This window comes from Streptomyces sp. S.PNR 29, from assembly GCF_030386795.1.
Lineage (GTDB): Bacteria > Actinomycetota > Actinomycetes > Streptomycetales > Streptomycetaceae > Streptomyces.
Genome location: NZ_JANUQM010000003.1, coordinates 517,577 through 540,984, shown reverse-complemented (window position 1 = coordinate 540,984; position 23,408 = coordinate 517,577). Strand labels below are relative to the sequence as shown.

At 71.8% G+C, this 23,408-nt stretch carries 16 protein-coding genes; 4 read left to right on the top strand and 12 right to left on the bottom strand.

The window, feature by feature from the left end; all coding sequences use genetic code 11:
• Positions 1-20 precede the first annotated feature (20 nt).
• The 4 genes from NW895_RS11280 to NW895_RS11265 all read right to left on the bottom strand — a co-directional run bounded on the left by NW895_RS11280 (position 21) and on the right by NW895_RS11265 (position 3,651).
• On the bottom strand, positions 21-344 hold the full coding sequence (locus NW895_RS11280) for a hypothetical protein (protein ID WP_289935276.1): 324 nt from the start codon (positions 342-344) through the stop codon (positions 21-23).
• Entirely contained in the window at positions 341-709 is a 369-nt protein-coding gene (locus NW895_RS11275; RefSeq protein ID WP_289935275.1) for a WhiB family transcriptional regulator, read from the bottom strand. Before NW895_RS11275 ends, NW895_RS11280 begins: the two co-directional genes overlap by 4 nt.
• 174 nt (positions 710-883) lie before the next feature.
• On the bottom strand, positions 884-1,198 hold the full coding sequence (locus NW895_RS11270) for a hypothetical protein (RefSeq protein WP_289935274.1): 315 nt from the start codon (positions 1,196-1,198) through the stop codon (positions 884-886).
• Positions 1,199-1,362: 164 nt separating this feature from the next.
• On the bottom strand, positions 1,363-3,651 hold the full coding sequence (locus tag NW895_RS11265; protein WP_289935273.1) for an ATP-dependent DNA helicase UvrD2: 2,289 nt from the start codon (positions 3,649-3,651) through the stop codon (positions 1,363-1,365).
• Positions 3,652-3,751: 100 nt separating this feature from the next.
• Here NW895_RS11265 and NW895_RS11260 point away from each other — a divergent pair, with 100 nt between their 5' ends.
• The gene (locus NW895_RS11260) at positions 3,752-3,994 is read left to right on the top strand and encodes a mycoredoxin (protein ID WP_110630344.1); all 243 of its coding nucleotides are present in this window, start codon (positions 3,752-3,754) and stop codon (positions 3,992-3,994) included.
• Positions 3,995-4,058: 64 nt separating this feature from the next.
• Here the strand turns inward: NW895_RS11260 and nudC are convergent, their stop codons facing one another.
• From nudC to NW895_RS11235, 5 genes are all read right to left on the bottom strand, one after another.
• Positions 4,059-5,003 carry an NAD(+) diphosphatase gene (nudC, locus tag NW895_RS11255; RefSeq protein WP_289935272.1) on the bottom strand — a complete coding sequence of 315 codons (945 nt, stop codon included), beginning with the start codon at positions 5,001-5,003 and terminating at the stop codon, positions 4,059-4,061.
• A gap of 156 nt (positions 5,004-5,159) precedes the next feature.
• Positions 5,160-6,563 (bottom strand): dipeptidase, encoded by a 1,404-nt coding sequence (locus NW895_RS11250; RefSeq protein ID WP_289935271.1) that lies wholly within the window; start codon positions 6,561-6,563, stop codon positions 5,160-5,162.
• A gap of 10 nt (positions 6,564-6,573) precedes the next feature.
• On the bottom strand, positions 6,574-10,059 hold the full coding sequence (locus tag NW895_RS11245) for an ATP-dependent DNA helicase (protein WP_289935270.1): 3,486 nt from the start codon (positions 10,057-10,059) through the stop codon (positions 6,574-6,576).
• Between the two features lie 102 nt (positions 10,060-10,161).
• Positions 10,162-13,452 carry an ATP-dependent DNA helicase gene (locus tag NW895_RS11240; RefSeq protein ID WP_289935269.1) on the bottom strand — a complete coding sequence of 1,097 codons (3,291 nt, stop codon included), beginning with the start codon at positions 13,450-13,452 and terminating at the stop codon, positions 10,162-10,164.
• A gap of 257 nt (positions 13,453-13,709) precedes the next feature.
• Positions 13,710-14,096, bottom strand: a complete 387-nt coding sequence (locus tag NW895_RS11235; RefSeq protein ID WP_289935268.1) for an MGMT family protein — start codon at positions 14,094-14,096, stop codon at positions 13,710-13,712.
• A gap of 186 nt (positions 14,097-14,282) precedes the next feature.
• On the opposite strand from NW895_RS11235, the gene NW895_RS11230 reads away from it, so the two are divergent.
• The 3 genes from NW895_RS11230 (at position 14,283) to NW895_RS11220 (ending at position 20,280) form a co-directional block, all read left to right on the top strand.
• The gene (locus NW895_RS11230; protein ID WP_289935267.1) at positions 14,283-17,021 is read left to right on the top strand and encodes a lysylphosphatidylglycerol synthase transmembrane domain-containing protein; all 2,739 of its coding nucleotides are present in this window, start codon (positions 14,283-14,285) and stop codon (positions 17,019-17,021) included.
• A 100-nt stretch (positions 17,022-17,121) separates the two neighbouring features.
• A complete protein-coding gene (locus NW895_RS11225) occupies positions 17,122-18,666 on the top strand; it encodes an alpha/beta hydrolase (protein ID WP_289935266.1) in 1,545 nt (514 codons plus the stop codon).
• Positions 18,667-18,792: 126 nt separating this feature from the next.
• The gene (locus NW895_RS11220; RefSeq protein WP_289935264.1) at positions 18,793-20,280 is read left to right on the top strand and encodes an alpha/beta hydrolase; all 1,488 of its coding nucleotides are present in this window, start codon (positions 18,793-18,795) and stop codon (positions 20,278-20,280) included.
• 71 nt (positions 20,281-20,351) lie between these two features.
• Here NW895_RS11220 and moeZ read toward each other — a convergent pair whose 3' ends face one another.
• From moeZ to NW895_RS11205, 3 genes are all read right to left on the bottom strand, one after another.
• Positions 20,352-21,530 (bottom strand): adenylyltransferase/sulfurtransferase MoeZ, encoded by a 1,179-nt coding sequence (moeZ, locus tag NW895_RS11215; RefSeq protein WP_289935263.1) that lies wholly within the window; start codon positions 21,528-21,530, stop codon positions 20,352-20,354.
• A 63-nt stretch (positions 21,531-21,593) separates the two neighbouring features.
• Positions 21,594-22,370: a spherulation-specific family 4 protein gene (locus NW895_RS11210; RefSeq protein ID WP_289935262.1), complete on the bottom strand. Its 777-nt coding sequence runs from the start codon at positions 22,368-22,370 to the stop codon at positions 21,594-21,596.
• Positions 22,358-23,317 carry an NAD-dependent epimerase/dehydratase family protein gene (locus NW895_RS11205; RefSeq protein ID WP_289935261.1) on the bottom strand — a complete coding sequence of 320 codons (960 nt, stop codon included), beginning with the start codon at positions 23,315-23,317 and terminating at the stop codon, positions 22,358-22,360. The genes NW895_RS11210 and NW895_RS11205 overlap by 13 nt, the downstream gene beginning before the upstream one ends.
• Positions 23,318-23,408: the final 91 nt, after the last annotated feature.

Here is a 23,408-nt window from a genome sequence, read left to right as displayed (position 1 = left end):
CCGCTTGGCGGTGTGATCGGTTACTGCATGACCGCCATGGCGAGCGCGCGCCGGGCGCGCATCGAGGCACGCTCGGCTCGGCGCTGCATCCGGCGGGCCGCCACCAGGCGCACGGCCTGGCGTTCCCGCTCGGCCTCGTGCAGGCGCTCGTGCATATGCGCACGGGCCATGGCTTCTGGGATGAGTTGCATCTCTCGGGTCCTGTTCTGACGCGAGTCGTTCGCGCCGCTCGTGGAGAAGTCTTCGGTCGCGCAGCCTGCGGGCTCGTGGGTGGACGGCTTCATCGGGGCCTGCTTCTTGGGGTCGTGCGTGAGGGGGCGGTCGATCGTTCCTGCGGTGTTCATGCCGTGACCGGGTTCTTGCGCGGGCGGCCACGCGGCCGCTTCCGGGCGACGACGACACCCTGGACGAACAGCTCGCCACCCCAGACGCCCCAGGGCTCACGCCGCTCCTTGGCGCCGGCGAGGCAGGCCTCGATCAGCGGGCAGGTGCGGCAGAGGGCCTTGGCGTACTCGACGTCCGCAGGCGACTCGGCGAAGAAGACCTCCGGGTCGTTGGCACGGCAGGGGACGGGTACACCGAGGTTCTCGATGGCGTCGTCGAGCGCGGTGAGCGCGGTGAGCGGGGTCAAGGTGGGGTCCTCCGTGGGGCCGGGCTTGGGGATCGTGTCGGAAGGCGGTACGGACGGGGCGTGCGCTTCGAGTTGCACGGTTCGTCTTCCTCGTCTGGTCGTTCCGGCCTGTTGGCCGGGGGGCGGCTGGTACCGGGTTCTTTTCTTGTCCCGAGGCTCCTTCGCTCCGCCGCCCACGATCGTGGGCAAACAGAAGGGCCGCGGATCCCGGATGGGGTTCCGCGGCCCTGAAGGCGCCGGCCTGATCGGCGATCAGGCTGGATCACTCCAGGGTTCTGGCCCACGGAAGGCCCACATCAGGTGGTGCTGCGTCGTCTGCTTCCGGAATCCGGCACCGGTCGCCGCAAAGGCATAGGCCTGCGCCTGTGCCACTACCGCTTCCAGTGCCTTGGTCGGTCGCTCATTGCGCTCACGGACGGGAAGACCCGTGAGAGCAATGGAGGACGCCGGACGCGCGGCACGAATGCCGGACAGACCGGTGCCCAGGTTGGAAACGCCGAGCATGCACACGGAGACGGCCGAGCGATCGGTCATTTTGACGGTGGAGCTGCTGTTGATGCTGATCACTGGACTCGCCTCCTCTCGGCGTCTCGGGGGACTGGGGTGAACCAGTCCGCGGATATGCAAGTACAACACGGAATCAGGGCCTCTGAGAAGGCCGCTGTCCCCGTGTCCAAGAACCTATGGGGATTGCTGGGGCATGCGCAAACTATTTTTTCGACGAGTTGGCATCAGTCGCCTTCGTCAACCCCGTCGACGTCCTGGCCTGCACAGATGGCCAAAACGTCGGTTCCGTACCGGTTGAGCTTGCGTATTCCGACTCCTGGGATCCGCGCCAGTTCGTGCTCGTCCTCGGGAGCGGTCTCGGCGATCGCCATCAGCGTCTTGTCGGTGAAGACGCAGAAGGCCGGCTGTCCACTGCGCCGCGCCTGGGTCGCGCGCCAGGCGCGCAACCGCTCGTAGAGGCCCTCGTCCATGTCGGAGGGGCAGTCCTCACAGCGCATCAGCTTCATCTCGCCAGCGTCGGTCAGGGTGCGGCCACAGACCCGGCAGCGGGCCGGAGTGCGCTGCGTCCGTCGTGGAGCGGCGCCCAGGGGGCGGCTCACGCCGCCGAAGCCGCGCTCCACTCCTCCGGAGCCGGCCGCGGAGCCGCGACCGGCAGTGGCGGCCGAACCGGGGCGCAGGCCGTCCAGGAAGCGGCTGGGCCGGCGGCTCGGTCGTCCGCCGGGCGAGCGGGCGAGCGCCCAGGAGACGTACAGGCGTTCGCGCGCGCGGGTGACGCCGACGTAGAGGAGGCGGCGCTCCTCCTCGATCTGCTCGTCGGTCTTTGCGTAGGTGATCGGCATCATGCCCTCGGCGACGCCGACCAGAAAGACGGCGTCCCACTCAAGGCCCTTGGCCGAGTGCAGGGAGGCGAGGGTGACGCCCTGCACGGTCGGGGCGTGCTGCGCGCCCGCCCGTTCGTCGAGCTCCGCGACGAGATCGCTCAGCGTGGCGTCGGGTTTGACCGCGGCGAAGTCCTGCGCGAGGTTCACCAGGGCGGCCAGCGACTCCCAGCGCTCCCGGACCGCGCCGGAGCCCGCCGGGGGCTCGGGCGTCCAGCCCTCGCCCGACAGCACGGCACGCACCTGGGACGGCAGGTCGACGGCGTCGTCGAGGAGGGAGTCGTTTCCACCGAAGCGGGCCGCGCCACGCAGGGCGATGCCCGCCTTGCGCACCTCGGGGCGGTCGAAGAACCGCTCGGCGCCACGCAATTGGTAGGGAACGCCGGCGTCGGCGAGGGCCTGTTCGTAGGTCTCCGACTGGGCGTTCGTACGGAAGAGGATGGCGATCTCACCGGCCGGGACGCCCGAGTCGATGAGTTCGCGGATGCGGCGGGCGGCGCCCTCGGCCTCGGCTGGCTCGTCGGTGTACTCGGTGTAGACGGGTTCGGGTCCCGGCGGACGCTGGGAGATCAGCTCCAGCCGGTGGTCGGCGGCCCGGCCCCGGGCCTGGGCGAGCAGGCCGTTGGCGAGGTGGACGATCTGAGGGCTGGAGCGGTAGTCGCGGACCAGCTTGACGACGGTGGCGCCCGGGTGGCGGGTGCGAAAGTCGAGCAGATGGTCGGGAGTTGCTCCCGTGAACGAGTAGATCGTCTGGCTGGCGTCGCCGACCACGCACAGGCTGTCGCGGTCGCCGAGCCACAGTTCGAGCAGGCGCTGCTGGAGGGGGCTGACGTCCTGGTACTCGTCGACCACGAAGTGCTGGTACTGGGCGCGGACCTGGTCGGCGATGTCGTGCCGGTCCTGGAGGATGGCCACGGTCAGCAGCAGCACGTCTTCGAAGTCGATGACGGTGCGCTCGCGCTTGAGGTCCTCGTAGGCGGAGTAGAGCTGGGCGATCTCGGCCGGGTCGCGAGGCGCCTCACGGCCGGCCTTGGCGGCTGCGAGGGCGTAGTCGGCGGGGACGGTCTGGGTGACCTTGGACCACTCGATCTCGGCGGTGACGTCCCGCAGCTCGCCCCGGTCGAGGCGGATACGGCAGGCGGCTGCCGCGTCGGCCACGAGCTGGATCTTGCGGTCGACGAGCCGGGGCATGGAGCCACCGATCGCTTTCGGCCAGAAGTACTGGAGCTGACGCAGCGCCGCAGAGTGGAACGTGCGGGCCTGGACGCCGACGGCACCGAGCTGGCGCAGACGGCCGCGCATCTCTCCGGCGGCGCGGTTGGTGAAGGTGACGGCGAGCACGCTGGAGGGCTGAAGGACACCGGCACGCACCCCGTAGGCGATGCGGTGGGTGATCGCCCGGGTCTTGCCGGTACCGGCGCCTGCCAGCACGCACACCGGACCGTGCAGGGCGGTGGCCACTTCGCGCTGCTCGGGGTCGAGCCCTTCGAGCACCGCGTCGGCGGAGTCCGGTACCTGCGGGAAGAGTGTGGAGTGCGTTGCTGCTGTCACACGGCCATGCTGCCAGGTCGTCGGAGACGGGTGAGTCGGTTGTCCACAGGCAGGCACCGATTGTCGTACTGATGCGGCAGGCATCACCCGCGCCCGGGACCGCCCGCGGGAATGGCGGTGCCGCCAAGTACGTTCCATCCCCTGCGAGCACACATCCCCGAGCCGCCGAAGGAGCACGAGAGACATGCCGGGAACTGTGACGATGTACAGCACCACGTGGTGCGGCTACTGCCGTCGGCTGAAGAGCCAGCTGGACCGCGAGGGCATCGCGTACACCGAGATCAACATCGAGCAGGACCCGGAGTCCGCGGCTTTCGTGGAGAAGGCGAATGGCGGAAACCAGACGGTGCCGACCGTGCTCTTCCCGGACGGCTCGACGCTCACGAACCCGTCGCTGGCGCAGGTGAAGCAGAAGATCGGCGCGTAAGGCACGCTGCCGCGGCATTGCTGAAGGCGGTCCCTGGATGGTCTCAGGGGCCGCCTTCGCGCGGTCAGAGGAAGCTGCGCGTCGGCAGCGGCTTGCCGTACCAGAGTTCGATCAGGCGGGCCGCGATCGAGATGCCGTACGGCGGGAGGACCTCGCCGGATGCGAAGGCGGCGTCGAGTTCGTCGCGGGAGAACCAGCGGGCTTCGTGGATCTCGTCGCCGTCCACGTCGATGTCCGTGGAGGTGGCGCGGGCCATGAAGCCCAGCATGAGGCTGGACGGGAAGGGCCAGGGCTGGCTGGCGACATACTCGACCTGCCCGATGCTGATGCCGACCTCCTCGTGGACCTCGCGGCGCACCGACTGCTCGATGGACTCGCCGGGCTCCACGAAGCCGGCGAGCGTCGAGAAACGGCCCTCGGGCCAGTGGACCTGGCGGCCGAGCAGGATGCGGTCGTCCGCGTCGGTGACCGCCATGATCACGGCCGGGTCGGTGCGCGGGTAGTGCTCGGCGCCGCAGGCGGGGCAGCGGCGGATGTGGCCGGCCGCGGCGATGACGGTGCGCTCACCGCAGCGGGAGCAGAAGCGGTGGGTGCGCTGCCAGTTCTCCAGGCCGACCGCGTGCACCATGAGACCCACGTCCCGGGGCGACAGCAGCAGGCCCGCCTCGCGGAGGCCGGCCGGGCGCGCGGACTGGTCCATGCGGCCGGGCAAGGAGTCCTTCTGGAGGGCGAAGTAGCTCACGCCGTCCTCGTCGATGCCGAGGAAGTAGCGGTGTGCCTCGGTGAGCGGGGCCTCGAAGGAGGGGGTCATGACGAGTTCGGTGCGCCCGTCCGCCGTCTCGTCGATGAGGACCTGGCCGCCGGAGACCACGAAGCAACGCGTCGAGGGGTGGCTCCACGCCGCCGCGAGCCAGGCCTCGTCGAGCCGGTGGTGCGCGGACCGGTCGATGCCGCTCGGGGCGGTGAGTGAGATGGGGCGGTCGGCGGTGTTGTCGGTCCAGGTGGTCACGGGTGCTTCCAACTCCCCCGGTGGAACGGATTGTGTCGGCGGGCGGTTCAGCGGGACGTACGGCGGGAGGCGACCGGGGCCGGGAGGGCTCGGCGGTGCGGGGCGGCCTTTCCAGTGTGCCCCGCGCGGGATGCCGGTCCGGACGGCGTGGAACGCTCAGGGCGCATGGCGCCAGTGTGCTGCGAGGTCGCCCCACAGGTACGCGGTCGTCTCGACGCCCTTGAGGAGCAGGTCCAGCTCGACCTTCTCGTTCGGGGCGTGCCAGCCGTCGGACGGGACGGAGATGCCGAGGAAGAGCACCGGGGCGGCGAGGACGTCCTGAAGGTCGGCGGCCGGTCCCGAGCCGCCCTCGCGGGTGAAGCGGACCGGTCTTTCGAAGGCGCGGCCCATGGCGCGGACCACGGACTGCAGCGCCGGGTGGTCCAGCGGCGTCAGGCACGGGCGTGTGGCCGAGCCGAACGTGATCTCACAGCGCAGTCCCGCGGGCACCTGCTCGGCGGCCCAGTCGCGGACGGCCTTCTCGATGTGGTCGGGGTCCTGTCCCGCGACCAGCCGGAAGGACAGCTTCACCATGGCGGAGGACGGGATGATCGTCTTGCTGCCGGGGCCCTGGTAGCCACCGCCGATGCCGTTGACCTCGGCGGTGGGGCGGGCCCAGAGGCGCTCCAGGGTGGTGTACCCGCTCTCCCCATGGGGGGCGTAGGACTTGGCGGTGCTCAGCCACTGCTGCTCGTCGAAGGGGAGCTCCGCGAAGAGTGCGCGCTCGCGGTCGGTGAGCTCGATCACACCGTCGTAGAAGCCGGGGATCGCCACGCGCGCGTGGTCGTCGTGCAGAGCGGCGACCAGCCGGGCGGCCGCGGTGGCCGGGTTGGGCACGGCTCCCCCGAAGGAGCCGGAGTGGATGTCCTGGTCGGGGCCGTACAGCCGGATCTCGCACTCGGCGAGGCCGCGCATGCCCGTGCACACCGTGGGGGTGTCCTTGGACCACATGCCGGTGTCGGAGACGATCACGGCATCGGCGGCGAGCCGCTCGGCGTGCTGCTCCACGAGTGCGCGGAAGTGTGGTGAGCCGGACTCCTCCTCGCCCTCGATGAGCAGCTTGAGGTGCACGGCGGGGGCGGTGCGGCCGCTGGTGGCGAGGTGGGCGCGGACGCCGAGTGTGTGGAAGAACACCTGGCCCTTGTCGTCGGCCGCCCCGCGCGCGTAGAGGCGGTTCTCGCGGACGACGGGCTCGAAGGGGTCGCTGTCCCAGCCGTCCTCAAGGGCGGCGGGCTGCACGTCGTGGTGGCCGTAGACGAGGACCGTGGGCGCCTCCGGATCGTCGGAGGGCCACTCGGCGAAGACGGCCGGGGCGCCGGGGGTCTCCCACACTTCGGCGGCCGGGAAGCCGGTCTCCCTGAGCTTGGCAGCGAGCCAGTCGGCGCTGCGCCGTACGTCGGGCGCGTGGTCGGGCTGGGCAGACACCGACGGTATGCGCAGCCACTCGGCGAGGTCGTCGAGGAAGGCGGCGCGGTGCTGCTCGATGTACGCGCGGACGGCGCTGTCCGGGGTGTGGCTCATGGTCACGAGCCTATCGGCCGACGGTGGCGTCCTCGTCGTGCGGTTCATCACCGGCCGGCTCTTCCAGGAGCAGCCGTTCCAGTGCCGCGCGGTCCGGGAGGTCGTCCGGCCGTACGACCTCCCCGCTGCGCACGTACAGGAACGCTGCGGTGACGGACTCCAGCGGCACACCCTGTTGCTCGGCCCAGGCCAGTCTGTACACCGCGAGCTGGAGTGGGTCGGCGGTGCGGCCGCGTCCGGTCTTCCAGTCGACGATCTCGTACGTCGCCCTGTCTCCCTCGCCCTCCCGGTAGACGGCGTCGATGCGGCCCCGGACGACGCGGCCGGCGATGGCGAGCTGGAAGGGGGCTTCCACGCGGTAGGGCGTGCGGTGGGCGTAGTCGGTCCGTTCGAAGGCGTCCTTGAGGGCCTCCAGGTCGCGTTCGTCGGCGATCTCGGCCTCGCTGCCGGGCAGTTCGTCCGGTTCCAGCATGGGCAGGGTCAGCTCTTCGAAGCGGGCCTCGACCCACGCGTGGAAGCGGGTGCCGCGGCGGGCGGCGGGCTGGGGCGGGCGGGGCATGGGGCGGGCGAGCTCCTGTGCGAAGCCGTCCGGGTCGGCGGCGAGGCGCAGCAGCTGCGAGGCGGTCAGGGACGCCGGGAGGGGCACCTCGGTGACGCTCTCGCGGGTGCGCAGCAGCTCTCCGGTGAGGGCGTCGAGATCGCGGTCCCAGGAGGCGACGGTGCGGGCCTCCTCCGGGGTGAGGAGGTCCGGCCGGGCGGGACGGGGGCGGGCCTGCGGAGGTGTGGCGGGGGGTTCCGGGGCCGTCGCCTGATGCGGGACGGTCGGGCGGTTTGTGGTCCAGGAGTCCCAGTCGGCCGGGTCCTCGCCGAGAAGCAGGTCCTCTTCGAAGGGGGCTTCGCCGTAAGGGTCTTCGTCGTCCGGTGGCGGAGGCCAGTCCGGGTCGTCGTAGCGGTCCGGGTCGTGCGCTGCCGCGGGGTGACCGTCGTGGTGGGAGGCCAGGTCCTCCAGGTGGGCGAGGACCGTCTCGGCGGCCGCCCGCCGTCGGGCGAGGGCGGCCTCGTCGAGGGGCAGCGGCCACACCTGGTCGGCGGTCGCCCGGTGCAGGGCGGGGTTCTCCTCGTCCTCGGCGGGCTCGTCCGCCCACGCCTCGATCTCGCCGTACCCGGCGGCGCAGTGGTCGTACAGGGCCTGGAGGAAGTCGGACGGTCCGCGGGGCTTCTTCTGGGTGGGGCCCCACCAGTGGCCGGAGCCCAGCAGCAGGGAGCGGGGGCGGGTGAAGGTGACGTAGCCGAGGCGGAGTTCCTCGGTGTGCTGATGGTCCTTCATGGCCTCGTGGAAGGCCTTCAGGCCGCGCGAGTCCCATGACTCGACCTCGGGCAGGGTGTCGGAGTCGCCGCGCAGTTCGTGCGGCAGCACCTTGCCCTGGGCGGTCCACTTCTCGCGGCCCTGTGTGCTGGGGAAGGTCCCGGTGACCAGGCCGGGGACGGCCACGACGTCCCACTCCAGGCCCTTGGACTTGTGCGCGGTGAGCACCTTGACGGTGTTCTCGCCGCCGGGAAGGGCGTTGTCGAGGCCCTTCTCGTACTGGGCTGCGGTGCGCAGGAAGCCGAGGAAGGCGAGCAGGGTGGCCTCGCCGTCGCCCGCGGCGAAGGAGGCGGCGATGTCCAGGAAGTTGGACAGGGTCTCGCGGCGACGGGCGGCCAAGGCGTGCGGGGACGCCGACAGTTCGACTTCCAGGCCGGTGACGGCGAGGACCCGGTGCAGGACGTCCATCAGTGGGTCGGCGAGGGAGCGGCGCAGGTCGCGCAGTTCGGCGGCCAGGCGCGCGAACCGCACGCGCGCGTCCGGCGAGAACGGCAGTCCGTCGTCCTCCACCGTGCCCTCCAGCGGCGTCTCCAGGAACGTGTCGAGGGCGTCCGCGAGCGAGATCACCTCGGCCGGGTCGACTCCTTCGACGGCTTCGGCGAGCCGGCGATCGGGGTCGTCGTCGCCGTCCACGCGCGCGTGGGCCACGAGCAGCCGGGCGCGGCGGCCCAGGAGGGCGAGGTCGCGCGGCCCGATGCGCCAGCGGGGGCCGGTCAGCAGCCGGACGAGGGAGGCGTTGGCGCCGGGGTCCTGGAGGACCTCGCAGACGGCGACGAGGTCGGCCACCTCGGGCAGGTGCAGCAGCCCCGACAGGCCCACGACCTCCACCGGGACGTCCCGGGCGACCAGCGCGCCCTGGATGTCGGCGAAGTCGGTCGCCGTACGGCACAGGACGGCGATCTCGCCGGGCGCCTTTCCGGTCCGTACGAGGTGGGCGATGGAGTCGGCGACCCAGTCGATCTCCTCGGCCTGGGTGCGCAGGAGGGCGCAGCGCACCAGGCCGTCGCGTTCGGCGCCGGGGGCCGGGCGCAGGGCCTCCACGCCCGCGTGCATGGCGCGCAACGGCTCGGCGAGGCCGTTGGCGAGGTCGAGGAGGCGGCCGCCGCTGCGGCGGTTCTCGCTGAGCGCCTGGCGGGTGGCGGGGCGGCCGTCGGCGTGGGCGAAGTGCTCGGGGAAGTCGTCGAGGTTGGCGACCGATGCGCCGCGCCAGCCGTAGATCGCCTGGCAGGGGTCGCCGACGGCCGTCACCGGGTGGCCGGTGCCGCCTCCGAACAGGCCCGCCAGGAGGATGCGCTGGGCCACCGAGGTGTCCTGGTACTCGTCGAGGAGGACCACGCGGAACTCGTCGCGCAGGATGCGGCCCACGTCGGGGAGGGCGGCCAGCTGGGCCGACAGGGCGATCTGGTCACCGAAGTCCAGCAGGTCACGCTCGCGTTTGGCGGCCCGGTAGCGGACCACCAGGTCGGCGAGCTCCCTGCGCGCGGCGGCCGCCTTGGGAACCTTCCGCAGGTCGTCGTTGGTGAGCTTGGCGCCCTCCAGAGTGCGCAGCAGTTCGGCGTCCCATGCGCGCAGGTCCTCCGGCCGTACGAGGTGTTCGGCGAGCTCGGCGTCGAGGGCGAGGAGGTCGCCGACCAGGTCCGGGAAGGAGCGGATCAGCGCCGGGTAGGGGCCGGGAGCCTCGCGCAGCACCCGCGCGGCGAGCTGGTAGCGGGTGGCGTCGGCGAGCAGACGGGACGTCGGTTCGAGGCCGATGCGCAGGCCGTGGTCGGTCAGGAGACGGCCCGCGAAGGCGTGGTACGTGGAGATCACCGGCTCGCCCGGGGGGTTGTCCGGGTCGATGACGTCGGGGTCCGTGACACCGGCCTTGACCAGGGCCTTGCGGACGCGTTCGGCGAGTTCGCCGGCGGCCTTGTTGGTGAACGTGAGCCCGAGCACCTGTTCGGGGGCGACCTGACCGGTGCCGACCAGCCACACCACGCGTGCCGCCATCACCGTCGTCTTGCCCGACCCGGCTCCGGCCACGATCACCTGCGGGGCGGGCGGCGCGGTGATGCAGGCCGTCTGCTCCGGGGTGAAGGGGATGCCGAGGAGCTCTTTGAGCTGATCGGGATCGGTGATACGCGCGGACACCTCAGAGAGGCTAGCGGCGGGCACCGACAGTGGGTGCGGTGATCCCCCTACGATCCGGAAGAAGTGCAGGTCAGCACGTGTGGTTCATGAGATCACTCACGTTTACTCGACCACGTGCCGCCCCTCGGGCCGCGCGCTGCACGACGCCCGGAACGCACAGTGCGTGCAGTGCTGGCCCGCGGTCGGCGTGAACCGCTCGTCGAGGACCTTGCCGGCGGCCGTGGCCAGCAACTCGCCGACCCACTCCCCCTCCAGGGGCTCCTGGGCCTGCACCTTGGGCAGCGTCTCGCCGCCGTCCCGTTTGGCCGCGCCCTGGCGCAGCTGGACGAGCTCGGCACCACCCGGCTCGGGGCGCACCCCGTCGAAGGCCTCGTCGACGGCGCCCTCACGGACGGCGAGCTGGTAGACGGCGAGCTGGGGGTGGCGGGCCACCTCCTTGGTGCTGGGCGCCTGTTTGCCGGTCTTGAAGTCGACGACGTAGGCGCGGCCCTCCCCGTCGGCCTCCACGCGGTCCATCTGGCCGCGGATGCGCACCTCGTAGTCGCCCGCCTCCAGGGTCACGTCGAAGTCGTGCTCACTGGCGACCGGCGTGCGGCCCGCGCGGTCCATGACGTGCCACTGCAGGAAGCGTTCGAGCGCCACGCGTGCGTTGTCCTTCTCCTGCTGCGACTTCCACGGCGCGTCGAAGGCGAGGGCGTTCCACACGGAGTCGAGGCGCTCCATGAGAACGGCGAGGTCGGCCGGTGTGTGTCCGGAGGCGACCTCGTCGGCGAGGGCGTGCACCACGTTGCCGAAGCCCTGGGCGGCGGTGGCGGGTGCGTCGGCCTTCACCTCGCGGCCCAGGAACCACTGCAGGGCGCAGGTGTTGGCGAGCTGGTCGAGGGCGCTGCCGGAGAGCACGACGGGCTGGTCGCGGTTGCGCAGGGGCACCTTGCTCTCGGTCGGCTCGAACATGCCCCACCAGCGGTAGGGGTGTGCGGAGGGCACCAGCGGGCGGCCGTCCTCGTCGGCGAGTGCGGCGAGTCTGGCCAGCCGGCGGGCGGCGGCCTCCCTCAGGGCGTCGGAGACACGCGGGTCGACGGTCGTCGCGCGCAGTTCGGCGACGAGGGCGGCGACGTTCAGCGGGCGGCGGGGGCGGCCGGTGACGTCCCGGGGTTCGACCCCGAGTTCGGTCAGGAAGCGGGACGGCTGGTCGCCGTCGTCCGCGGGAGCCTTCACCGCCGTCACGACCAGGCGTTCACGCGCGCGCGTGGCGGCCACGTAGAACAGGCGGCGCTCCTCCGCGAGCAGGGCCCCGGGGGTGAGGGGTTCGGCGAGTCCGTCGCGGCCGATGCGGTCGGCCTCCAGGAGGGAGCCGCGGCGGCGCAGGTCCGGCCACAGGCCCTCCTGGACGCCCGCGACGACCACCAGGCGCCACTGCAGGCCCTTGGAGCGGTGCGCGGTCATCAGGCGCACGGCGTCGGGGCGGACGGCACGCCGTGTGAGGGTGTCGGCGGCGATGTCCTCGGCCTCGATCTGTTCCAGGAAGTTCAGGGCGCCCCGGCCGCCCGTGCGCTCCTCCGCGCGGGCCGCGGTCGCGAACAGCGCGCAGACGGCGTCCAGATCGCGGTCGGCGTTGCGCCCGGCAGCGCCGCCGCGCCGGGCTGCCCGCTCCAGCCGTGCGGGCCAGGGGGTGCCGTCCCAGAGGTCCCACAGCGCCTCCTCGGCCGTACCGCCGCCCGCGAGGCGTTCCCGGGCCTTGCGGAGCAACGCGCCGAGGCGCTGGGCGCCACGCGCGTACGTGGGGTCGTGCACGGCCAGGCGCTCCGGCTCGGCGAGCGCCCGCGCCAGCAACTCGTCCGAGGGCGCCGGCAGGGGGTTGCCCGCCGCCCGCTCCTCGTCGCGCAGGGCGCGGCCGAGGCGGCGCAGGTCGGCGGCGTCCATGCCCGCGAGGGGGGAGGCGAGCAGGGTGAGGGCGGTTTCGGTGTCGAGCCAGCAGGTGTTCTCCTCGCCGGGGACCGCTTCCGCCGTCGCCACCGCTCGCAGCGCCGTCAGCAGTGGCGCCACCGCTGGCTCGTGACGCAGGGGCAGGTCGTCGCCGTCGACGTCCAGGGGCACGCCCGCCGACGTGAGGGCGCGGCGGACCGTCGGGATGCTGCGGGATCCGGCGCGCACCAGGACGGCCATCTCGCCCCAGGGGACGCCGTCCTCCAGGTGTGCCCTGCGGAGGATGTCGGCGATGTTGTCCAGCTCGGTTCCGGGCGTCGGGTACGTGTACACCTCGACGCTGCCTCCGTCCCGTACCGGGGTGAGTTCCCGGTGGGCGCGTGCCTTGTCGGCGGGGAGGCGGGGCAGCGGCATGCGCTGGGTCAGCAGCCGGGTGGCGGCCAGCAGGGCGGCGCCGGAGCGACGGGAGGTGCGCAGCACCTCGACGGGCGCCGGGCGGCCCTCCGCGCGCGGGAAGGCGTACGGGAAGTCCAGGATGCCGTTCACGTCCGCGCCCCGGAACGCGTAGATCGACTGGTCGGGGTCGCCGAAGGCGACGAGGGTGCGGCCGTCGCCGGCCAGGGCGCGCAGCAGCCGTACCTGCGCCGGGTCGGTGTCCTGGTACTCGTCCACGTACACGGCGTCGTACCGCGCGGCGAGCCGCCCGGCGGCCTGGTGGCGGCGGGCGAGGAGTACCGCGCGGTGGACCAGTTCGGCGTAGTCGAGCACACCCTGGAGGTCGAGCACGTCGAGGTACTCGGCGAGGAAGGTGGCCGCGGCGCGCCAGTCGGGGCGGCCGATGCGCCGGGCGAAGGCCTCCAGGGCGTCGGGGCCCAGGCCCAGTTCGCGGCTGCGGGCGAGGACCGCGCGGACCTCGTCGGCGAAACCGCGAGTGGTCAGGCAGGCACGCAGTTCGTCGGGCCAGCGCACATGCGCGAGGCCGAGCCGCTCCAGGTCCACCTGGCCCGCGAGCAGCTCCCGGACGGTGACGTCCTGTTCGGGGCCGGACAGCAGCCGCAGCGGCTCCACGAACAGGTCGCTGTCCTGGTGGGCGCGGACCAGCGCGTAGCTGAACGAGTGGAAGGTGGTCGCCTGGGGGGCGCGCGCCGCCCCTATGCGCAGTGCCATGCGGTCGCGCAACTCGACGGCGGCCTTGCGGCTGAAGGTCAGTACCAGGATCCGCTCCGGGTCCCCGCCCCGGGCGATCCGCGCCGCCACGGACTCGACCAGCGTGGTGGTCTTTCCGGTACCCGGACCCGCGAGGACGAGCAGCGGACCCGTCCGGTGGTCAACCACGGCACGCTGCGCGGCGTCCAGAAGAGGAGGGTCCACCTGTGCCGGCGGGGTACGCACCAGTCGGTAAGCGCCACGGGCCCCCCGCCGCACCTGGGGGTGCGACGGGTGCCTGAGGGAGGAAGAGGAGCTCACGTGGTTCGCCGGTCCTGGTGGGTGTGCTGATGGGGGCTCCGCCACGCGGGGAGGGCGGTGGCCGCGGGGTGAGGGGGACGCGCGCAGCCGACGCTACGCCGACGGACAGGACGGAAGCAGGGCTTCCGCTTCTTCCCATCGGTAACTCATGTCACGCGAGTCCCTCATCTCACGAACGTACGTCATGCCACGCATGTGCCCGCATTCCCCCGAAGGGATCACCGGTCACACCGCGGCCCGTCCGATGGCGGAAGCTGTCAGGTGTGACCCTCCGCACGTTCGCCGCCGTCCCACCGCGCCCGCTTCATGTCGAGGCGCGGCAGGTGGCCCTCGGCGGCCCTGCTCGCCTCCTTCAGGGGTGTGCTCTCCGCCCGGTAGTGGCCGAGCGCGGCCAGCTCATGGCCGGGAAGCAGCGCTCCGTCCGCGCGGACGACCCGCCACCACGGAACGGCTCCTCCATAGAGGGCCATCACGCGGCCCACCTGACGGGGGCCGCCCTCGCCCAGCCACTCTGCGACGTCCCCGTACGTCATGACGCGCCCCGGCGGAATCAGTTCGGTGACCTCAAGGACCCGCTCGGCGTACTCCGGCAGCGCGTCCGCGTACTCCGGGTGAGCGTCATCCGGAAGGTTCTCCTGGCTCATCCGCCCCATCCTGCCGTACCCCACCGACAGCGCCACACGCTCGCGGCCGCGCGCATTTCTCGCCCGGGAGCGGGGCTTCGGGCAGACTGTGCGCCCCCGCATGTGCACCCTGATGCCCCCGTGTGTCGGTGCGGCATGCCACCATCGTGCGGGCGGTGACCGGTGATACGAGACCAAGAAGAGACGATGAAGCAGCAGGGTGTGCAACCCGAGAACGCGGAGAGTTCCTCTGCCGCTTCGTCGCGCCCGGGCACCGCGAACAGCGACAAGAGCGACAAGAGCGACAAGAAGGACACCGGCCGGCGGAGGGCCGAGCCCGTGGACGAGGCGCACATCGACGAGGTGGAGGGCGACGAACCGCTGCTCCCCGCGCGCGTGCACCGTCCGTCCGACCTGATGCGGCTCCTGGTGGGCGTGCTCGCCGTGGCCGTGCTGATCGGGATCGCCGCCTTCGCCCACGGCACCACCTCGGGCCTCGAACAGGACATCAACAAGGGCACCGGTCAGGCACCCGATCTGCTGATCAAGATCGCGGGCCTGGCCTCCAGCATCGCGATCCTGCTGGTGCCCGTGGCGTTCGCGATCGAGCGTTTGATCAAGCGGGACGGGCTGCGGATCGCCGACGGCGTACTGGCGGCGGTCCTCGCGCACGGTGTGACCCTCGCCACCGACCTGTGGGTCGCCAAAGCCGCCCCCGACTCGATCCAGGAGGCGCTCACCCAGCCGTCGCCGGGTGACATCCACGCCCTCACCGATCCCGTGCACGGGTATTTGGCGCCCGTCATCGCGTACATGACGGCCGTCGGCATGTCGCGCAGGCCGCGGTGGCGAGCGGTGCTGTGGATCGTGCTGCTTCTCGACGCCTTCTCGATGCTGGTCACCGGCTACACGACACCCTTCTCGATCATCCTCACGGTGCTGATCGGCTGGACCGTGGCCTACGGCACCCTGTACGCGGTCGGCTCGCCCAACGTCCGTCCCACCGGACGGACCCTGATGGCGGGCCTGCGCACCGTCGGGTTCCACCCGGTGACGGCGTCCCGCGAGGAGCAGGCGGAAACGCCGGAGACCGGCGACCGCGGCCGACGCTACTTCGTCACCCTGGAGGACGGTCCGCCGCTGGACGTGACGGTGGTCGACCGTGAGCAGCAGGCCCAGGGCTTCTTCTACCGCGCGTGGCGTCAGCTGACGCTGCGCGGCTTCGCCACCCGCAGCAGCCTCCAGTCGCTGCGGCAGGCCCTGGAGCAGGAGGCCCTCCTCGCGTACGCGGCCATCGCGGCCGGCGCCAACGCGCCCAAGCTGATCGCCACCTCCGAGCTGGGGCCCGACGCGGTGATACTGGTCTACGAGCACACCGGCGGGCGCACCCTCGACTCGCTGCCGGACGAGGAGATCACCGACGAGCTGCTGCGCGACACCTGGGACCAGGTACGGGCCCTGCAGTCCCGGCGCATCGCGCACCGCAGGCTGGTGGGTGACGCGATCCTGGTGGATCGTTCCGGCACGGTGATCCTCACCGACCTGCGGGTCGGCGAGATCGCGGCGGGCGACCTGCTGCTGCGCATGGACATCTCCCAGCTGCTGGTGACGCTGGGGCTGCGGGTGGGCGCCGAGCGGGCGGTGGAGTCGGCGGTCGGCGTGCTCGGCCCCGACGCGGTGGCGGACTGTCTGCCGATGCTGCAGCCCATCGCGCTCAGCCGTTCCACGCGCGCGACCCTGCGCAAGCTGGCCCGGGAGCGGGCGGAGCGCGAGCGCGAGGCGGTCCTGGAAGCGTCCCGGCAGGCCAAGCAGGCCCGCCTGGAAGCGGCCGGGGAGGACGCCGCGCCCGTACTGGAGAAGCCCGACAAGAAGGCCGTACGCGCGGAACAGCGGGCGGAGAAACGGGCCATCGACGAGGCCCTGGAGGAGGCGCGCGAGGAGGACCTGCTCACGCAGATCCGGTACGAGGTGCTGCGGATCAGGCCCCAGGCACCGGTGGAGCCTGCCCGGCTGGAGCGGGTGCGGCCGCGCACACTGATCAGCTTCATCGCCGGTGCCATCGGCGCCTACTTCCTGCTGACGCAGCTCACGCACATCGAGTTCGGGCCGCTCATCGCCAACGCCGAGTGGGGATGGGTCGCCGCGGCCGTGCTGTTCTCGGCGGGGAGCTACTTCGCGGCGGCCATGGCCCTGCTGGGATTCGTGCCCGAGCGGGTGCCGTTCCTGCGGACCGTGGCGGCACAGGTCGCCGGGTCGTTCGTGAAGATCGTCGCCCCGGCGGCGGTCGGCGGCGTCGCCCTGAACACGCGCTTCCTGCAGCGCGCGGGAGTACGGCCGGGGCTCGCGGTGGCAAGCGTCGGCGCGTCGCAGCTGTTCGGGCTCGGCTGCCACATCCTGATGCTGCTGTCCTTCGGCTACCTGACCGGCACGGAGAAGACGCCGTCGCTGTCGCCGTCCCGCACGGTCATCGCGGGTCTGCTGACCGTGGCGGTGCTCGTGCTCGTGGTGACCTCGGTGCCGTTCCTGCGGAAATTCGTCGTCACGCGCGTGCGGTCGCTTTTCGCGGGTGTCGTGCCGCGCATGCTCGATGTGCTGCAGAGGCCGCAGAAGCTGGTCACCGGCATCGGCGGCATGCTGCTGCTGACCGCCTGCTTCGTGATGTGCCTGGACGCCTCGATCCGGGCGTTCGGCGACGAGTCGGCCTCGATCAGCATCGCCAGCGTCGCCGTCGTCTTCCTCGCGGGCAACGCGCTGGGATCCGCGGCGCCGACGCCGGGCGGCGTGGGCGCGGTGGAGGCGACCCTGACCGTCGGTCTGATCGCGGTCGGGCTCCCCAAGGAGGTCGCGGCACCCGCGGTACTGCTGTTCCGGCTCCTGACGTTGTGGCTGCCGGTGCTGCCGGGATGGCTGGCCTTCAACCACCTGACGCGCAAGGAAGCACTCTGAGACGAGGAGGTGCTGCGACGCACCGGTACCCCTGGTGCGCGGGTACCTCGTACGCCCCACGTCCCGAGCGTCCGGCCACGGACGGCCGCACGATGGGAGCATGCCGAATCCGATACGGCTGCGCGCCGCTGTCCTGACCGCCGTCGCCGTGCTGCTGGCCTCCCTGCTGGCGAGCTGCGGTGACGACCCCGGCGACGAGAACCTGGCGGAGCAGGAGCTGAGCTGGCAGGACTGCCCGGCCCCCTCCCAGGCGCAGGGCGGCGGCGGCTCGCCGTCGCCCCTGCCGAGAGGCGGCGAGTGGCAGTGCGCCACGATGAAGGCACCCCTCGACTGGGACGACCCCAAGGGTGACACGATCGACCTTCAGCTGATCCGGGTGAAGTCGACCGGCGGCGAGAGCAGGCGCATCGGCTCGCTCGTCTTCAACTTCGGTGGCCCCGGCGTCTCCGGCGTCACCACGCTGCCCTCCTTCGGCGCGGACTACGGGAAGCTGCGCACCCGCTACGACCTGGTGAGCTTCGACCCGCGCGGGGTCGGCCGCAGCGCGCCGGTGCTGTGCGAGAACGACCAGCAGCTCGACGCCTACTTCCAGCAGGACGCGACGCCCGACAACGCCGCCGAGCGCACGGAACTGCTGGACAGCACCAAGGAGTTCAACGAGGCCTGCGAAGAGCGCTCCGAGCGGATGCTGCCGCATGTCCGCACGACCGACGCGGCGCGGGACGTGGACTTGATGCGGCAGGTCCTCGGCGACAGCAAGCTGTACTACTTCGGCTTCTCCTACGGCACCGAACTCGGCGGCGTCTACGCGCACCTGTTCCCCGAGCGGGTGGGGCGCGCCGTCTTCGACGCGGTGGTCGATCCGACCCGGACCGCCGAACAGGGAGCGCTCGGGCAGGCCAAGGGCTTTCAGCGGGCGCTCGACAACTTCGCCGAGGACTGCGCGGGGAAGGCAGGGAACTGCCCCATCGGCGACAGCGCCGAGGACGTCAAGAACCGCATCGCCAAGCTGCTGCGGGACCTCGACAGCAAGCCCATCCCCGGTGTCTTCCCCCGCGAGGTGACCCAGACCGTCGCGGCCAACGGCATCGCGCAGGCGCTGTACTCCCAGGACCTCTGGGAGTACCTCGTCGAAGGCCTTCAACAGGCGTACGACGGCGACGGCAGCATCCTCATGGTGCTGTCCGACTCGCTGAACGGGCGCAGCGAGAACGGCGAGTACAGCAACATCGCCGCGGCCAACGTCTCCATCAACTGCGCCGACAACCGGCCCCGGTACGACACGGCGTACGTGGAGCGGAAGCTGCCCGAGTTCAAGGCCGCGTCGGCGCTGTTCGGCGACTCCTTCGCGTGGTCGATGCTGACCTGCACCGACTGGCCCGTGGCGGGCGCCGCCGATCACCCCGACGTCAGCGCTCCCGGCGCGCCACCGATCCTGGTGGTCGGCAACACCGGAGACCCGGCCACGCCGTACGAGGGCGCGCGGAAGATGGCCGAGTCCCTGGGCAAGGGCGTCGGTGTCGAGCTGACGTACAAGGGTCAGGGGCATGGTGCGTACGACAGCAAGAACAAGTGCGTGCTGGACGCGGTGAACGGCTATCTGCTGGACGGCAAGGTGCCGGCCGCCGGGACCGTCTGCTCCTGACAATGCCGGTAAAGGCGCTGGTCAGAGGGTTATCCACAGGCTTCCGCAGGCTCTGCGCGATCTGCCTACCATGGCAGGACCGCCATCCGCGGCACGGTGCGGACGGCCTGTGAGGGGGGAATGGGCATGAGTCGTTTCGCACGGTGGACAGCCGGGGCGGCCGCCGCTGCACTGCTGGTGGCGGGCTGCAGCGGTGGCTCGCCCGACGACGAGCCCACGTCGTTGACCTCGCAGAAGCTCGACTGGGGGCGGTGCAAGGCGACCGGGGGCTCGCCCGCGCCGAGCAGCGACTGGCAGTGCGCCACGCTCAAGGCGCCGCTGGACTGGGCGAAGCCGGACGGCGAGACCATAGACCTGGCTCTGATCCGCGCCAAGGCCCGGGGCGGCAAGCGCGTCGGCTCGCTGCTGTTCAACTTCGGGGGCCCCGGCGGCTCGGGCATGTCCATGATGCCGTCGTTCGCTCCCACGGTCTCCCAGCTGCGCGAGCGGTACGACCTGGTGAGCTGGGACCCGCGCGGAGTGGGCGCCAGCGAGGGCGTCCGCTGCCGCGGCGACAAGGAGATCCAGGCAGCCGAGGCGGCGGTGGACGCCACCCCGGACACCCCGGCCGAGGAGACGGCGTACCTGAAGGACGCCGCCGACTTCGGCACGGGCTGCGCGAAGGACGCCGGGAAACTGCTGGGGCATGTCTCGACCACCGACACCGCCCGCGACATGGACCTGATGCGACAGGTCCTCGGCGATCGGAAGACGCACTACTTCGGCATCTCGTACGGCACCGAACTCGGCGGGGTGTACGCCCACCTGTTCCCGAAGAACGTGGGGCGGATGGTCCTGGACGCGGTCGTCGACCCGACCGCCGGCACGGTGGGCCATGCCGAGAACCAGACCAGGGGCTTCCAGCGCGCGCTGAACGCCTACCTCGTGTCGACGGGCCAGGACCCGGAACAGGGCTCCCGGAAGATCGCGGACCTGCTGAAGAGGATCGACGCCGAGCCGCTGCCGACCTCGTCCCCCGGGCGGAAGCTGACGCAGACGCTCGCGCTCACCGGCATCATCCTGCCGCTGTACAGCGAGGACAGCTGGCCGACGCTGACCAGCGCCCTGGAGTCCGCAGAACAGGGCGACGGATCGGAGCTGCTGGCACTCGCCGACGGCTACAACGAGCGTGGCGCCTCGGGGCGATACGGCACGGGGTCCCACTCGCAGCGGGTCATATCGTGCCTGGACGACAGGCAGCGGCCGACCGTCGAGGAGACGAAGAAGCTGCTGCCCCGCTTCGAGCGGATCTCGCCCGTCTTCGGGGACTTCATGGGCTGGGACACGGCCGGCTGGTGCCACGACTGGCCCGTCCCCGGACAGCACGACACCCCGGAGGTGAGCGCACCAGGTGCGGCGCCGATCCTGGTGGTCGGCACCACCGGCGACCCGGCCACGCCGTACGAGGGCGCGAGGAAGATGGCGGACGAGCTGGGCAGGGGCGTCGGCGTGATGCTCACCTGGAAGGGCGAGGGGCACGGTGCCTACGGCAGCGGGAGCGACTGTGTCGACTCCACGGTCAACGCGTACCTGCTGAACGGGACGGTGCCGAAGGACGGCAAGGTCTGCTCATGACGGCGGCGGGGGCTCCGGGCACCTGCGGTGCGCGAAACCCCCGCCGCTCGGGACGCGAGGCCGGGTACGGCTCAGTACACCGGCTTGTCCGGCTCGATCTGGTTGACCCAGCCGATCACGCCGCCGCCGACGTGGACGGCGTCGGAGAAGCCGGCGGACTTCAGGACCGCGAGGACTTCCGCACTGCGGACACCCGTCTTGCAGTGCAGGACGATCTTCTTGTCCTGGGGCAGGCCCTCCAGGGCGGTGCCCATGAGGAACTCGTTCTTCGGGATCAGCCGGGCGCCGGGGATGGAGACGATCTCGTACTCGTTCGGCTCGCGGACGTCGATGATCTCGATGTTCTCGCCGTCGTCGATCCACTCCTTGAGCTGCTTGGGAGTGATCGTCGAGTCGGCGGCCGCCGCCTGGGCCTCCTCGGAGACGACGCCGCAGAAGGCCTCGTAGTCGATGAGCTCGGTGACGGTGGGGTTCTCGCCGCAGACCGCGCAGTTCGGGTCCTTGCGGACCTTGACCTGGCGGTACTGCATCTCCAGGGCGTCGTAGATCATCAGACGGCCGACCAGCGGCTCGCCCGTGCCGGTGAGGACCTTGATGGCCTCGGTGACCTGGATGGAGCCGATGGACGCGCACAGCACGCCCAGGACGCCGCCCTCGGCGCAGGAGGGGACCATGCCGGGGGGCGGGGGCTCCGGGTAGAGGCAGCGGTAGCAGGGACCGTGCTCGGACCAGAAGACGGAGGCCTGGCCGTCGAAGCGGTAGATCGAACCCCAGACGTACGGCTTGTTCAGCAGCACGCAGGCGTCGTTGACCAGGTAGCGGGTCGCGAAGTTGTCCGTGCCGTCGACGATCAGGTCGTACTGGCTGAAGATGTCCATCACGTTGTCGGCCTCAAGCCGCTCCTCGTGAAGGATCACGTTCACGTACGGGTTGATGCCGAGGACGGAGTCGCGGGCGGACTCGGCCTTCGAGCGGCCGATGTCGGACTGGCTGTGGATGATCTGGCGCTGCAGGTTCGACTCGTCGACCTCGTCGAACTCCACGATGCCGAGCGTGCCCACGCCCGCGGCGGCCAGGTACATCAGCGCCGGCGAGCCCAGGCCGCCGGCGCCCACACAGAGCACCTTGGCGTTCTTCAGCCGCTTCTGCCCGTCCATCCCGACGTCGGGGATGATCAGGTGGCGGGAGTACCTGCGGACCTCGTCTACGGTGAGCTCGGGGGCCGGCTCGACCAGGGGTGGCAGCGACACGGGGACTCCGTTGGTCGGTCAATCACTACAGTTGTTCTTCCTGTAACAGTGCCATGGCCTTTTTCATTCCGAGACACCCGTTCCGATACGCGAGACGATGTCGTCCCAGTAGCCGGGCAGGCTCTCCCAGGGGCCGGTGCGGCCGCCGCGGTCCGTGCGGTCGGTGAGGTAGATCGTCGCGGCGCCCTGCCAGCGGGCGATCCGCAACGCCTCGTCGAGGTGGCGGTGGGGCACGCCGTGGACGAAGTGGCAGAAGCGTCCGGGGGGATGGTCCGCGGTCCACTGGGCCGCCTGCGAGAAGCGGTAGTCGCTCCACGGGCCGGAGAAAGTGACCAGTTGGTCGGCGATCTCCGCGTAACCGGCGTGGGGGTGCATGCCGTGGCCGAGGACGATGTGGGCGTCCTCACGGGTCACGCGGAGCGCACTGACGGTCCGGCGGATGGCGGCGAGCGCGGCGTGGTCGGTGGGGCAGCGGTCCAGGAGGAAACCGTCGGCCTGGTACCAGTCGGTGTACCGGTGGGCGTCGGAGATGAGTTCGCCGACGCTGCGGGTGCCGTGTCCGGTGGCGAGGTGCCCGAGGACGCCGATGCCCGCGTTGCGGAGTCGTCCGGCCGCCTCCAGGCAGTGCGGGTCTGGCTGGGTACCGGGGCCGTCGGAGACATTGAGGACGACCCAGTGCAGGGGTGTGCCCGGGCGGGTGAGTGCGCTCCACTCGGCTGGGGCGAGGAGGGGGTGGGCCAAGCCGGGGACGCCGAAAGCGGTGCGGAGGGCGGTGCTCGTGGCACCCGGCCATGTGCTGGTCGGATACGGCGTGCCGCCTCCCTCCCTCAGATCCGGCATGCCGCCTCCATCCAGATGTCGGCGAGGGACTCCTCCAGGTTGATCCGGGGCCGCCAGCCGAGCCGGTCGCGGGCGGTGCGTACGTCGGCCTGTTGCCAGCTGCCGCAGCCGTCCGGGTACGGGTACGCGATCGGTGCCGCGTGGTCCGGGTCGGTGCGGGGGTGCCCGATGGCCGGACGCAGGGCGCCGGGGGGGCCGTCCAGCTCGTGCAGGGCGCCGCCGTAGCCGGCCACGCGGGCGAGGGTGGCGGCGGCGTCGCGGAGGCGGACGGCGCGGCCCGAGCCGATGTTGATGACGCCCTGCGCGGCGGAGAGGGAGGCCGCGTGGACGGCGCGGGCCACGTCGCGGACGTCGACGAAGTCGCGCTGGGCGCCGAGGCCGCTGAGTTTCAGCTCGCCGTCGCCGGACTGCATGGCGCGGCGCATGGCCTCGGCGAGGCGGCCGAGCGGGGAGCCGGCGGGGGTGCCGGGACCGGCGGGTGAGAAGACGCGGAGGACCACGGCGTCCAGGCCGGAGCCGAGCACGAGTTCGGTGGCGGCGAGTTTGCTGACGCCGTAGGGGCCGCCGGGACGTGGGACGGCGTCCTCCGCGGTGGAGGAGCCGGGCTGGCTGGGGCCGTACTCCGCGCTGCAGCCGATCTGGACCAGGCGGGCACCGCAGCCGCTGCGGCGCAGGGCCTCGCAGACGGTGGCGACGGCGACGGTGTTGTGCCGGGTGAGTTCGCGGGCGCCGCCTCGGGTGGCACCGGCGCAGTTGATGACGACACCGGGGTGGACGGCGTCGAGGAAACGGGTGAGGGCGCCGGGGCTGCCGGTGGCGAGGTCGAAGCGGACGTCGGCGTCGTCGCCGCGGCCGAGGGCGGTGAGCTGGACGGCCGGGTCGGCGAGCAGGCGCTCGGCTACGAAGCGGCCGATGTAGCCGTTGGCGCCGATCAGCAGGACTCTCATCGGGCGGCTCCCGGGGCCGAGGGGGCGGCGGGTCGGGAGGTGGTCATGGGGTGTCTCCTTTGCGGGAATTGCGTGGTGGGTGCGGGTGCCT

Coding starts and splice junctions, on each gene's coding strand:
- NW895_RS11280 (WP_289935276.1), bottom strand. CDS start 344: ATGAACACCGCAGGAACGATCGACCGCCCCCTCACGCACGACCCCAAG.
- NW895_RS11265 (WP_289935273.1), bottom strand. CDS start 3,651: ATGCCTGCCGCATCAGTACGACAATCGGTGCCTGCCTGTGGACAACCG.
- NW895_RS11260 (WP_110630344.1), top strand. CDS start 3,752: ATGCCGGGAACTGTGACGATGTACAGCACCACGTGGTGCGGCTACTGC.
- NW895_RS11250 (WP_289935271.1), bottom strand. CDS start 6,563: ATGAGCCACACCCCGGACAGCGCCGTCCGCGCGTACATCGAGCAGCAC.
- NW895_RS11235 (WP_289935268.1), bottom strand. CDS start 14,096: ATGAGCCAGGAGAACCTTCCGGATGACGCTCACCCGGAGTACGCGGAC.
- NW895_RS11230 (WP_289935267.1), top strand. CDS start 14,283: ATGAAGCAGCAGGGTGTGCAACCCGAGAACGCGGAGAGTTCCTCTGCC.
- NW895_RS11225 (WP_289935266.1), top strand. CDS start 17,122: ATGCCGAATCCGATACGGCTGCGCGCCGCTGTCCTGACCGCCGTCGCC.
- NW895_RS11220 (WP_289935264.1), top strand. CDS start 18,793: ATGAGTCGTTTCGCACGGTGGACAGCCGGGGCGGCCGCCGCTGCACTG.
- NW895_RS11210 (WP_289935262.1), bottom strand. CDS start 22,370: ATGCCGGATCTGAGGGAGGGAGGCGGCACGCCGTATCCGACCAGCACA.
- NW895_RS11205 (WP_289935261.1), bottom strand. CDS start 23,317: ATGAGAGTCCTGCTGATCGGCGCCAACGGCTACATCGGCCGCTTCGTA.